The organism is Xylanibacter caecicola (assembly GCF_013166515.1).
GTDB lineage: Bacteria > Bacteroidota > Bacteroidia > Bacteroidales > Bacteroidaceae > Prevotella > Prevotella caecicola.
The window spans coordinates 1-13,506 of the sequence record NZ_JABKKJ010000013.1 but is presented as its reverse complement, the minus strand read 5'-3'; the positions used below and the strand labels follow the sequence as shown (position 1 = coordinate 13,506).

Genomic DNA, 13,506 nt, shown 5'->3' with positions numbered 1-13,506 from the left:
ATATAACGGATAATAATAAGGGCGGCGTACACGGTTTCGGTACGCCGCCCGTTTTTTTTGTCACATAAAAGCAAGAAAACAGCTACATGACATTACTTGTTTCATTTCAAATAGCTATCTTTGTATAAGATAAGCTTCGCCTCGGCAACTTGAAACAAGTTTGATTGCGTTCGGCTTGCATTATCTTTGAATAAAACATCAAATCCTACATGTTTATGGAAATAAAAAAATACATTGAAGAGAACGAAAGACGGTTCATCGACGAACTGTTCGGTCTGATACGCATACCGAGCATAAGCTCGCTGTCAAGCCACAAGCCTTATATGCAGGAATGCGCGGAGAAATGGTGCGAACTGCTGCTCGCCGCGGGTGCCGACAGGGCAGAGATAATGGAGAGCGATGGCAATCCGCTGGTGTTTGCAGAGAAACATGTGAGCGACAATGCACAAACAGTGCTCGTATATGCCCACTATGACGTTATGCCTGCCGAACCTTTGGAACTGTGGAACAGCGACCCTTTCGAGCCGGTAATACGCGACGGCAGGATATGGGCACGTGGTGCCGATGACGACAAAGGGCAGGCAATGATACAGGTAAAGGCTTTTGAATATCTCGTAAAGGAGAACCTGCTGACACACAACGTCAAGTTTATCTTCGAAGGCGAAGAGGAAATAGGTTCGCCAAGCCTCAACGCTTTCATAAGCAAACACAGGGAGATGCTGCGCTCTGACATAATACTGGTGTCAGACACAAGCATGCTCGGCGCCGACCTGCCGTCGCTGACCACCGGACTGCGCGGACTTGCATACTGGGAGATTGAAGTGACCGGTTCCAACCGCGACCTGCATTCGGGACACTTCGGCGGAGCCGTTGCCAATCCGATAAACACATTGTGCGAGATACTGGCAAAGGTAATAGACAAGGACGGACGGATAACCATTCCGCATTTCTATGACGACGTGGAAGACGTGCCGCAGAAAGAGCGTGAGATGATAGCGCAGATACCTTTCGACGAGAAGAAATATATGGAGGCTATAGGCGTGAAAGCTCTCAAAGGCGAAAAAGGATATGCCACGCTCGAACGCAACAGCTGCCGACCGTCGTTCGACATCTGCGGCATCTGGGGAGGATATACCGGCGAAGGTGCCAAGACGGTGTTGCCGTCAAAGGCATACGCCAAGGTTTCGAGCCGCCTTGTCGCCAACCAGAAGCACGAAAAGATTTCGCAACTGTTCATTGACTACATCAACAGCATCGCCCCCGAATACGTACAAGTAAAGGTGACGCCCATGCACGGTGGCGAGGGATACGTCTGCCCTATCGACCTGCCGGCTTATCAGGCAGCGGAAAAAGGATTTGCCAAGGCTTTCGGCAAACAACCTTTGGCTGTGCGGCGCGGAGGCAGCATCCCGATAATAAGCGACTTTGAAAAGATACTCGGCGTGAAGACCGTGCTCATGGGCTTCGGTCTTGAAAGCGATGCGATACACTCACCCAACGAGAACTTCCGTCTCGACATTTTCCGTAAAGGCATAGAGGCTGTGGTGGAGTTTTATAAGGAGTGGGAATAGCAATGGGGATTATAAGTAAGGAGATAAGAGAAGATAAGGGGAGATAGAGGGAGATAAAAGACAATAGCAAAATAAGTGGATATTCTAAGCTTAGGAGATAAAAGAAGACCTTTATTCCACATTCCACGTAAAGTATGCCACTTTGGCTCGCAAAGTGCGTAACATCACGTTGCAAAGTGCGTAGGTTTACAGTGTGAAATGCGTAGGTTCACGATGTGAAGTGCGTAGGTTTACAGTGTGAAATGCGTAGGTTCACGATGTGAAGTGCGTAGGTTTACAGTGTGATTTGGAGATTGTGAACACGTGTGTTCACAATCTCCAAATCATTATTTTATAAAGAAACAAAAGAAGATAAAAGACAATAGTCGTATATCAAGCGACAAAACATTTGTCCTCTATCTCCTTTTATCTTCCCTTTATCTTCCCTTATCTCCTTTTATCTTCCCTTATCTCCTTTTATCCCCCTTATCTTCTTCTATATTACCTCCTATGCCCCTTACGATATCCGTTACCGTTACGTTTTGCAAGACGGCTCATCATCTGCCGTTCCAGTTCATACACCCGCTTTATTTGCTTCTGTGTCAGGAACTTGCTGTATTCCTCATAATACTTCTGCCGTATGTCCAGTATCCTACGGCTATGATCAAAGCGGTCTTTAATCTCTTTCTGACACTCCGCATCGGTCCCGGTCTGTGCATGTCGGCGACCGCCTTTCCCCCGACGCGGTCCGAGTGCCCATATTTCTTTCTGGCATTTGCAGTAGGTATCCACAAAACGCTCTGATGTCGCATCGTCCATAGCCATAACACCGGCTATGTGTCTTGCCTGCTTCTCCGCCAGTTGTTCGCGCGTAAGGCGCTGCTGTTTATCACTCTTCTGGGCACATACCGTACCGCAACAAACCGTCAGTGCGACGGCAAGCATCAATGTCTTTACAAAACTTCTCATAATTCAAAATTTGTTTATTCGTTAATAAATATATCGTCCTGATATACGGACAACATGTACATCTGATCTTCCGTACTGAGACAACCGAATGCCTGCTCCACTTCCGCAAACTCGACAGGAGCCGTAGCTTTAAACGTTCCGTCTATGACAAAGAACAGTATAACGGATGCCGCTGCCGTTGCCAGTGTCACCACGGCAAAACGCATAAACGAACGACGGTCTTTCACACTCATTCTCCGCCGGCTTGTCACTTTACGGCATACATCGTCCTCTAACTTCGCAAAGAAATCCTCCGGAACGGTATATGGCATCCGCTTACCCACTCTGTTAAAGTCAAAATCCCTATTCATTCTTTATATCCTTTTTAGTCGTGTGAGTTCATATACTGTATTATTTTGCCTTTGGCAATATGATAGTTCGCCTTTACGGCAGAAACGGTAGAATCTGTTATTCCCGCTATTTCCTTATAATCCATATCGTCATAATAGCGCAGGTTGAACACTATCTGCTGCCGTGGAGGGAGCGAGAGTATGGCATTCTGCAAAAGCACGGTCTCCAAATCGCTGTAATCGACATAGCAGCCGGCGGCAATACATCCGACATCCGCCGTCCTGTCATCCAATGACAACCGCCCCAGCCCGTTCCTGTCCAGCATGCGCAGAGCCTCGTTTGTGGCTATTCTGTAAATCCAAGCCCTTAACGAACAACCTTCATCAAAGCGGCTGAAAGAACGGAATATCCTTACAAATGTCTCCTGCGCAACATCCTGCGCATCGGCATGCGCAACCACAAGCCTGCGTATATGCCAGTATACAGGTTCTTTGTACGCATCCATCAACAGCCGGAAGCCTTTATCGGGATGTCTCTTCATTGCAAGAATTATGTCTTTGTCGCTTGCTGCCATTGCTTAACAGATATAACTTTTCATTATCTTTCAAACGGTTCCTCCGAATGAACTTCTATATATTATACCCGGCAAAAGGCGAAAAGTAAAATCGTGGGACAAGAAAAGTCGCAACATTTACCATACTACTGTCACTGTCTGTATGGACGAAACAAAAAACAGCCCAAACAATTAACGACAACAACAGGAAAATATTCGTAACATACTTCTCTGCCACAGACACCACACGCGCCGCAGCAGAATATATCTATCATATGCAGCAACTCAACAAAACTTCCTTTCATTCGTTGACTATATTTCGTGCAGCGCAGATACATACGTTTCGCTCAGCGGCTCCAATGGTTGCGCTGACCAACTAACGAATTGGGACGGAACACAGAAGTTTGGATTAGGAGCACCAAAAAGAAAGAAATCACAAGGTTTATCCAGATAATGACAATGAGAGGTGATTTGTAGTGGTGATTGCTACAAATCACCTCAAATTACAGAAACGTGGTGCCAAAAGTAAAGATTTCCAATGATTTATTCTTTCTTCTGAATAAGATTCTTTACCTTTATGGCCAATAATTGACAATTCTATCAAGAAAGAGTCTATTGGTTTAATCTAACCTCTGAACAATAACATTGGAAGATAACACCAAACAGCCATTAACGAATAACGCATCATTGCATAATGGGCAGCCTACAGACACAGGCTTATCGTGTCCAAGTGCAAAATTTACCTCTTGCACGTCCCTCCATCTCAAAAACAAAGGTGGGGTGTCAGTAACGTATAGAATGCGACATTTCTTGTTTTAATTTTTTCATATTATGGGCATATTAAAGTATAAGGACTTTCCAAAATGGTTGGATAAAATAATCTACACAGATTTTAAAGCCATCTTTGAACCGCATCCACAAGATGTGGTTTATAATCCAGATCAGCCGTATGAATTTGTAAAGATATATATTGGTACTTATTTTCCCCGAAGCTATGCAGAGGCTTTCTGCATAGTTAATAACCTTCTTGAAAACGAAAAATACCTCTCAAATATATACACTTTAGAAGAGGTAAATATACTTGATTTTTGTTGTGGAACTGGAGGTGAAATCATTGGTCTTATAGATGTTCTCCAGTCAAAAATGCCAAACCTTAAGAGAATAAACATTGATGCTTTTGATGCCAATCCTGATGCGATACGTTTTCTGTATCATTTGATAGAGTCTGTTATTGATTCTGGCAATATTAGAATCGAAATAAATATAAATCCGCAAGGAATATTTGTATCTTCAGAGCAAGAACTAAGTGATTTGGTAAACCTGACGAATGTTCGATATCATTTCATCGTTTCATTCAAAGCCCTTAACGAATTCGTTCAACATGGTACGTTTAAAAATAAGAATGTTTATTCGCTAATTTCTTCTTATTTTCTCCCATTGCTGTCCGATGTTGGCGTGTTAATCCTTTCAGATGTCACAACGAAGTTGAATAATAGTGAGCTTTTCTATCCCCAGGTTCTCAATACTAGTATAAATGAATTCATAAGTTCCTGTAAGAATGAATTTAAAACTTTGTACCCTTATTCATGTCATTTTAACGAAATGATATGTAATGGGTGTTATATGCAAGATGTATTTACGGTCAGCCACAGCAAGAAGATAAACGATGTTAGCAAGGTTGCTTATCGTATAATTTGTCGAAAGAACTTTGCGGATGCTATTGTTGCTCCACATATCAATTACTCTTGTAGAAAAAACAATCCATTGGCAGATAAAAAGTCTCCATACAATTATTGAATATGGCATTAGATAATCTTACACCCGACAAGTATCAGCAAATTATAATAAATATGTCTGCTGATAGAACCGCAATAGTGAAAGGTATTGCTGGTTCTGGTAAATCCTTGACTTTGCTAAAGAAGGCAAAACAAGTTTCTACATTTACAAGTTCCTATGCTATCATCGTTTACACAAAGTCGCTAAAACAATTTTTTGTTGACGAGTTAGCAGAAATAGGACAGACTAAAGGTCATGTCTATTATTTTAAAGAATGGAAAAACTCTTCAAAGCCTAATTTCAAGTACATGTTTATAGATGAATGTCAGGATTTTAACTCTGATGAAATAAATGACTTTTGTCAGCATGGTACTTATTGTTGGTTTTTCGGAGATTCTTTTCAGTCTATAATGGAATTTCCTAATCATCCCGTTCAATCTGTAGAAGATACGGCTAAACAAATAGGTGTACATACACAAGATCTGTGTATTAACTGGAGATTAACTATTGAAAATGCAAAAGTTGGCGAACACATTAGACCAGAATCACGTTTGTCATTTGCATGTATTAAGCATGGGCCAAAACCAAGACTGGTAAAATCCAATGCCCAACTTGATCAAATCATAGAATATATTTCAAATGGTAATCTAACCGATGTTGGTATTTGGGTGTTCTACAATGAACAAGTAGAAAAAATTCGTGACTACTTTCAGTCAAAAGGTATTCCTGTTCAATGGAAAACAAAAGATGCGATGGAAATAGACTTTAAGTCAACTAGTCCCAAGATAATCACATGGCATTGCACAAAAGGATTGCAATTCAATGATGTATTTATCCCTTGTTGCGGCTTGAATGAATACAGACAAGTTCCATGGACTTATGATCCCATGTACAATAAATCTGCCCTTTATGTCGCAACAACCCGACCATTAGAGAATCTTTATTTGTTGTATTCAAACAATTTAGTCCCTCTTTTACCGCATCCAACTTCAACAGTTTATTCTAGTAATCAAGATACAAGTTCTGGCCCATTTTAAAATTGTAAGTCATGAAATATTATATTCCTACTTCAAATATAAACCTGGACAATATACTTCAGTCAGAATGTATATTACCTCCAACGCACTACAGTCAGAGAATTTCTGGTTATAATAATTTTGAACAAATTGAACAATTACGCTCATTTAGCTCTATTGTTTTGTTTGATTATCCGGTGCTTTTCACGATTAATGATACTGGACGATATAATTTTCCCATTCTCATTGAAATAGAGGATGAATATCAAAGCAATGATTTTGAAAAAATGCAGGAAGGGGTATATGTATGCAATCATGCTATTCAAATAACCCCTTCGAATTGTCGAGTTTACTTTTTTTCCAAACAAGCTTTTAATTTGACACTTATAAATACAAAAAGTAACAAATCAATTAAGTTTTTCAGAAAATATATAATACTTCCTGATACTGTTGGATTGAATACAAAACCTTTTCCTAAACTTAGCACTCTCGATTGCAATCCTTTGCCTTATGAGGATAAATACATTGACAAGCAAAAAGGAGCTATGTATGCTTACCTACTTGGGCAAAAACTTTCTCTATCTGCCGATTTGGCGTCATTACTTAGATTAGATCAGGAAATCTATAATATTCTGACAAGCCTTATTGCCACACCTTCTCTCTCTTCAACATTTGGCATTAAGTTATCAAAACTTGTTGAGGATTACAAGAAATTTGATAGCTTTGAGAAAGAGAATCAAAAAATATTTGATGAAGGACTTGATAATGCCCTTGGTGAGAGATTTAAATTTTTAAAGGGGTGTTTTATTGGTGTCCTTAATAAGCTTGGCTTATGGGAAAGTTGCCTTGATGCACTTTGTAAGAAATGGAACTGTCATTTGCTTCCTAACATTGACACTCTTGTTTCATCAAGTGATTACACTATGTTTAGGGATGAAATAGAAAGAAGAACGACAAATAATATTGTAAAGCATCAGAGCAATATCAAGGAGTCTTTACAAGGTATCTCTGTCAATGGTTATAACGTTGTGATAGAGAATTTGAACCTTGTAAATAAGACTATTGAATACATCATTAAAGATGATTTAACACCTGAGACTTTGTCCGCACATCGTATGACAGTTTTTATGGGCATCATGCAGGCAATTGTCCCCATAATAAAGATAAGTATTGGTGAAGAAAATTGGAATACCTCTGTGGAGCGTGATTACATAAATAATCTTCACGCCCATATAGAAAACCCTAGTGTTCCTTTTAATATTAATAGCATAAATAATGAGGAACTAAAAGCTATCACATGTTTTATCTTGCGTGGACATAGCTTTTCTGATCTGACTACGATACTTAAACTGACTGCGATAGAAGATTATCGAGCAAGTTTAGTGCTGTGGGGAACTCTGTGCGGTTACTCTGGCATGAATCGCGACTCAATTATGTCGGTACTATCTGACGAGAATTACGAGGAAGTGTATAAAAAACTTTTCGGAAAAGAGTTAGGCAAGATAACAAATATTCAAGCACCTGTCAAATCACAAACACTGACAGAGGATAAAGAATTTAATGTTGAGGACTACAAATTTCTCCTTCTAAAATTCGATTTTAAGAAGGACTTAGAAGAGTTTATTAATGCCGTGATTAACAGAAATAAGTCTGCTAAAATTGGGATAGCAGATGCCGTTGATTACGTCTGCGGCAATAAACCTTACAAGAATGCAAAAAAACAATGCGAAATAGCTAAGAATGCTTATAAAGCATACTTGTTGAAAGGTGATAAAGACATGTTTACAGAATACATTAAGGAAAATGTGAAAACACGTAAGGGACAGAATGATATATTTGAGCATTTTGGATTTACTGAAGTCAACAAATGCAAGAGTACGAAATTAAGTAAAACAAAGACAGAATCCGATTTGTTTTCTTCAACGGATAAAAAAGAAATTTTAGGAAACGATGAAATAAAGATTGTAACAACAAAAAATGTTAGAGAAAAAAACGAAAATACATCTAATATAGGAGAAGTTTCTTACAAAGAAAAATCCATTATAGAGAATACTACATGGATTAATAAAAGTGCTACAATGATTTCTGATCCACGTGCAAAGAAACAGTTCATTGAAGATATGGAATGGTTTGTTGGAAATCATCACGACACATATAAAGACAAGAAAAAAGGAATTGTAAAAGGGTATTATGCGAGACATGATTGTACAAATGGACGTGTAATTGAAAGGTTGAAAGTTTACATGGAGAATAAGCTTAAGCCACGAAACGAAAAAATGCGATGGCTTGCAGAAATCTATGCAAAGATTCCAACCAATAATATAATAGATTATATATCGAAATTGTATGGCATCTGAAAAAATTACAATCCGTACTGATTCTGGAAAAATAGTTGAGGCAACAGCACCTGTAATAATTTCTGCCAGTCGCTCTACAGATATACCAGCCTTTTATGCCAAATGGTTTTTCAACCGTTTGGCAAAAGGTTATTGTGCTTGGTATAATCCTTTCAATCAACAAAAGATGTATATCTCTTTCAGTAAGTGTAAGGTCATTGTATTTTGGACAAAGAATCCCAAACCTATAATGCCATTTCTTCATATTTTGGATGAGAAGGGCATTCATTATTACTTTCAGGTGACACTGAATGACTATACAAGGGAAGGCTTTGAACCTAATGTTCCTTCTATAGAGGAACGTATTGAAACGTTCAAGAAATTGTCTGACACAATCGGCAAAGAAAAAGTCATTTGGAGATTTGACCCTTTGATTATTACTCCAACCATCGGACCAAGAGAACTACTTGCAAGAATATGGCATATAGGAAACAAGTTGAAAGGTTATACTAACAATTTGGTTTTCAGTTTTGTTGACGTAAAAGCATACCGCAAGGTTCAGAATAACCTTGTTAAGGAAACTATTTTTTTTACAAAGGAAGATGTTGAGAATGCAGAAGCAAATTATACCCAAAGAATAGAAATCGTACAAGGACTTAAGAAAATTCGAGAAGTATGGCATGACCAAGGTTGGAATGTTGAAATGGCGACGTGTGCTGAAAATATTGACCTTGAGTCCTACGGCATTGAGCATAATCGTTGTATTGACGGAGAACTTATGAAACGTATTTTTGCTGATGACGAAGAATTGATTTACTATCTTCATACCCTTAAATGGCCTGAAAGGGATATGTTTGGTAATCTTCCACCTATCCCAAAGAAAGAAAAGAAGGTTAAGGATTCCGGACAAAGGAAAATTTGTGGCTGTATGGTGAGCAAAGATATTGGCATGTATAATACTTGCCGTCATTTCTGCGTATACTGCTATGCAAATACAAGTAAAGAATGTGTATTAAGAAATGCTGAAAAGCATAATGAAAATAGTGAAAGTATCATTGACTGATTTATGCTCGAACTCGAACTACAACAATACCTCCGCCGTGAGTACCCACAAGAGAATGCTCGCTGTGAATGGAAGGAATTTAAGAATTTGAAGAACTCGTTCTGTGGGGACGAGAAAAATGATGTTATTTCCTACGTTTCGGCAATCGCCAACATGGAGGGAGGATATCTTGTGATTGGCGTAAAGGATAAGACGCTTGAAATTGTCGGAACTGACATTTCAAGACTTACTTTTAATGGTCAGCCTGCAAACACGCAGTCAGCAACCTTCAAACTTACAGAACAATGTACTTATCTGTCATCAGAAGGTCTAAGCATCGAAGAATTTGTAACTGATGATACAAATAAGCGAGTATGGATAATACATATCCCAAAGCACTTGCCTCGTCGCCCCGTCCTTGCCCACAAGAAGGCATGGCAGCGGATAGAAGATTCTTTGGTTGAAATGACAAGCGAAAGGATGAGTGTCATCCTCGAAGAGCCTATCTATACAGCAAAGGATTGGTCTGCAGAAATTGTACCTGATGCTACAATAGACGATTTGGATGAGGTGGCCATTGCCAAGGCTCGAATGATGTTCAAGAAGGTTCATAGTCGCATACCTGCAGAAGAAGTGAACGCTTGGAATGTCCAAACATTTCTGGGCAAGTGTGGATTAACAAGAAACGGAGGCATAACTCGGGCTGCCATCATATTGTTGGGCAAATACGAATCAGCTTTCAAACTACGTCCTGCAGTTGCACAGGTTACATGGACACGCCGAGACAAGAATCAGGAAGTGGTTGACTACGAACACTTTACAGTGCCTTTCATATTAACAGTGGACGAAATTCTATCAAAGATAGAGAATCTGACATTGCGTAAAATGCCAGGAGGAACGCTTTTCCCCGACACGATGAAGCAGTATGACGACTACACTATTCGTGAGGCTCTTCATAATTGTATTGCCCATCAGGATTACACTCTTCAACAGCGCATCAACTTTGTAGAAAATCCAGGCTACTTGTATTATTCTAATGCAGGCACATTCATTCCTTGTACTTTGGAAAATGCATTGAAGAACGAAGAACCTCAAACACATTTTCGCAATGAATGTCTGTGTAGGGCTATGGTTGACTTCAATATGATTGATACCGTAAGCCGTGGTATCAAGAAAATGTTCAACGAGCAATGGCGTAGGCATTTTCCTATGCCAGACTATGAGATTGACCAGATAAAGAAGAAAGTAGTCGTCCGAATCTATGGCAATGAAATAAACAAACGATACACAGATTTGTTGAAGACCAACGACACTCTTTCTCTATGGGATTGTATCTCGCTTGACGCAGTACAAAAAGGTAGAATAATTCATGAGGATATTGCACAAGACTTGCTCATACGTGGACTGATAGAAGGTGAGGCTCCACATTACAGCATTTCTCTTAGCATTGCTAAGAATACTAACCAACTGCCTTCTTACACAAAAACAAAAGGATTGGATAAGGAGAGGCTGCGTCAAATGGTTCTACAATATCTTAGCAATGCTGGTGATGAAGGCGCCAAGCGAGATAGTATATACGAATATCTCAAAAATGTGCTTCCTGCCAACAAGACGGAAGAACAACAGCTACGCTATGTAGGCAGACTATTAGTAGAATTAAATGAAGAAAAACAGATAGACAGAATAGGGTTGAAGTGGATATTGAAAGACTACAATCGGTTAGTTTAATCATAATCCGACCGAAAAATCCATAATCCGACCGAAAATCCGACCGTTTGAAGATATTCCGACCGAAAACAGCCCAATAGGATGGTATGTCTGATACAGATATTCAATACAAACCCAAAGAACAGGAAATATGTTATTAGGAAACAAGATAAAGTCTCTAAGAGACGAACAAGGAATATTGCAACGCCAAGTGGCTGCATACTTAGAAATAGATACCCCATGTTCAGCAAGATTGAGTGGGGACAGACGGGCAAAGAGAAACCAAGTAATTCAAATGGCAACATATTTCAATGTGAACGAAAAGTAAATGCTCAACCTTTGGCTTGATGACAAAATATTGGATGCATTGGAGGGTGAAGATGAATTGAAGCTTACCCTATAGAGAGCTGTAAGAGTTGAATTTCAATCAGATAAATATCCGGTAAGCTTAAGCCCAGATGTGCGTTACTTTACAATTTTATGTCCTCACGTTTGCGCCTTGTTGGCGTTTTTTGTTATCTTTGCATAAAACAAGTTGCGCCTCAGCAATCCGGAACAAACAAATCATAAGAATATGAAAAGAACATACACATGCCTTGCCCTAACCACAATGTTTGCAGCTATGGGCTTTGCACAGAAAACATTTGACATCAGCGTTACAAACAATTCTAAGGTCGAACGCACCAACGCACCCGTGGTGCTGCAACTTGACAACTACGGAGACGGCATAAAGTCTGCCCTTGTGACAATGGACGGAAAGGAGATACCGTGCCAGCTCGACGACATCGACGGCAACGGAACGTTTGACGAACTTTGCTTCCTCACGGACATACCCAAGAAAACAACAAAGAAGTTCTGCATACAACTGTCTGACAGCGGCAAACCGAGGCAGTACACGCCGAAGGTATATGTAGAGATGATGCTTGCAAACAAGAAGATAAAGGAGGCAAACAAGCAGAACCTGTACATATCGCAACTTACGGTAGAGAACGGTGTCAATGCCTACTGGATGATACATCATCACGGAGCGGCTTTTGAAAGCGACCTCGTGGCATACCGCATATATTTCGACCACCGGCAGACCGTGGACGTGTACGGGAAATACCGCAAGGGACTTGAATTAAAGGAGACACAGTTCTATCCTGACGCAAAACAGAAGGAACAGGGCTACGGCGACGACGTGCTTTGGGTGGGACAGACATTCGGCGTGGGCGCACTGCGCGGATGGGACGGCAAACAGCCCACAATGCTGACGGACGTGGAACACCGCAGTCAGCGCATAGTGGCACGCGGTCCGCTACGCACCATTGTCGAAGTGAAAGACCAGGGCTGGACACCGCAACCGGGACAGGAACCTATAGACATGACGACATACTACACACTGTATGCCGGACACCGCGACTGTTCGGTGGACATAAAGTTCAACAAGAATGCCGGCGAATACAAGTTTGCAACGGGAATCATCAACGTGAAGAACTCCACCGAGCACAGCGACAAGAAAGGACTGCGCGGATGCTGGGGCACCGACTGGCCCGTATCGGCAAAAGACAGTGTGGGACACAAGCGCGAGACCGTGGGACTTGGCATCTGCATACCGTCAGAATATATCGTGAGCGAAGAACCTGCCAACAAGGACAACTACGGTTTTGTTTTGAATACACCGACCGACAAGCTTCATTACGACATCGTGTTCTGCAGCGACAACGAGACATTCGGCATGCACAACGACAAAGACTGGTATAAGTTTCTCGACGAGTGGAAGAAAGAACTGCAGCAACCGCTTGTCATAAAGACTGTCAACAAATAAAAGAGACCGTCGAAATAAAGTCCGATAATACATCATTAAATACCCTATAATCCAGGAGGTGGCATTTCAGCGTGTGAAATGCCACCTCTTTGGTTGTAAAAGGTCGTGTTTCAGCCTTCAGTTTGCCGCCTTTTGGAAAAGGGGGGGGAAGCTACAGGCATCAAGAAGAAAAAGGAATCATGAAACATGAACATTAAAAATGTACTGACTGAAAATTGTTTTGTTTATCGAGATATACCGTCACATCATCAATAAACTATGCGTGTATATACTAGAAACTACATAACAATTTTTGAAGATTCCAAATCGAAGTGCAAAATTTTGATTTAGGAATTACCTCTTTCAGAGTATTGTCCGTCCTCTCTTGGGGGCGCGCCCCCAAGAGAGGACGGAGCCAAAGTTTTTAACTGACAAAACAAA

At 40.6% G+C, this 13,506-nt stretch carries 10 protein-coding genes and 1 pseudogene; 8 read left to right on the top strand and 3 right to left on the bottom strand.

What is annotated here, in order from left to right; genetic code table 11:
- Nucleotides 1-215: 215 nt before the first annotated feature.
- A complete protein-coding gene (locus tag HPS54_RS08315; RefSeq protein WP_172344984.1) occupies nt 216-1,571 on the top strand; it encodes a dipeptidase in 1,356 nt (451 codons plus the stop codon).
- 480 nt (nt 1,572-2,051) lie between these two features.
- Here HPS54_RS08315 and HPS54_RS08310 read toward each other — a convergent pair whose 3' ends face one another.
- The 3 genes from HPS54_RS08310 to HPS54_RS08300 are packed head-to-tail and all read right to left on the bottom strand — an operon-like array spanning nt 2,052 to nt 3,423.
- Nucleotides 2,052-2,519 (bottom strand): hypothetical protein, encoded by a 468-nt coding sequence (locus HPS54_RS08310; protein ID WP_172344983.1) that lies wholly within the window; start codon nt 2,517-2,519, stop codon nt 2,052-2,054.
- Between the two features lie 14 nt (nt 2,520-2,533).
- Nucleotides 2,534-2,869 carry a hypothetical protein gene (locus tag HPS54_RS08305; protein WP_172344982.1) on the bottom strand — a complete coding sequence of 112 codons (336 nt, stop codon included), beginning with the start codon at nt 2,867-2,869 and terminating at the stop codon, nt 2,534-2,536.
- Nucleotides 2,870-2,883: 14 nt separating this feature from the next.
- On the bottom strand, nt 2,884-3,423 hold the full coding sequence (locus HPS54_RS08300) for an RNA polymerase sigma factor (protein ID WP_172344981.1): 540 nt from the start codon (nt 3,421-3,423) through the stop codon (nt 2,884-2,886).
- 810 nt (nt 3,424-4,233) lie between these two features.
- On the opposite strand from HPS54_RS08300, the gene HPS54_RS08295 reads away from it, so the two are divergent.
- The 7 genes and pseudogenes from HPS54_RS08295 to HPS54_RS08270 all read left to right on the top strand — a co-directional run bounded on the left by HPS54_RS08295 (nt 4,234) and on the right by HPS54_RS08270 (nt 13,086).
- Complete coding sequence (locus HPS54_RS08295; protein ID WP_172344980.1) at nt 4,234-5,199, top strand: hypothetical protein; 966 nt, start codon at nt 4,234-4,236, stop codon at nt 5,197-5,199.
- A gap of 2 nt (nt 5,200-5,201) precedes the next feature.
- Nucleotides 5,202-6,215, top strand: coding sequence for a DEAD/DEAH box helicase (locus HPS54_RS08290; protein ID WP_172344979.1), 1,014 nt, complete (start codon nt 5,202-5,204; stop codon nt 6,213-6,215).
- Between the two features lie 11 nt (nt 6,216-6,226).
- The gene (locus HPS54_RS08285) at nt 6,227-8,551 is read left to right on the top strand and encodes a hypothetical protein (protein WP_172344978.1); all 2,325 of its coding nucleotides are present in this window, start codon (nt 6,227-6,229) and stop codon (nt 8,549-8,551) included.
- Nucleotides 8,541-9,593, top strand: coding sequence for a DUF1848 domain-containing protein (locus HPS54_RS08280; RefSeq protein ID WP_172344977.1), 1,053 nt, complete (start codon nt 8,541-8,543; stop codon nt 9,591-9,593). The genes HPS54_RS08285 and HPS54_RS08280 overlap by 11 nt, the downstream gene beginning before the upstream one ends.
- A gap of 3 nt (nt 9,594-9,596) precedes the next feature.
- Complete coding sequence (locus HPS54_RS08275; protein ID WP_172344976.1) at nt 9,597-11,300, top strand: RNA-binding domain-containing protein; 1,704 nt, start codon at nt 9,597-9,599, stop codon at nt 11,298-11,300.
- A gap of 130 nt (nt 11,301-11,430) precedes the next feature.
- Nucleotides 11,431-11,682, top strand: a pseudogene (locus HPS54_RS12925) (helix-turn-helix domain-containing protein).
- Between the two features lie 171 nt (nt 11,683-11,853).
- Nucleotides 11,854-13,086: a DUF4861 domain-containing protein gene (locus HPS54_RS08270; protein ID WP_172344975.1), complete on the top strand. Its 1,233-nt coding sequence runs from the start codon at nt 11,854-11,856 to the stop codon at nt 13,084-13,086.
- Nucleotides 13,087-13,506 lie beyond the last annotated feature (420 nt).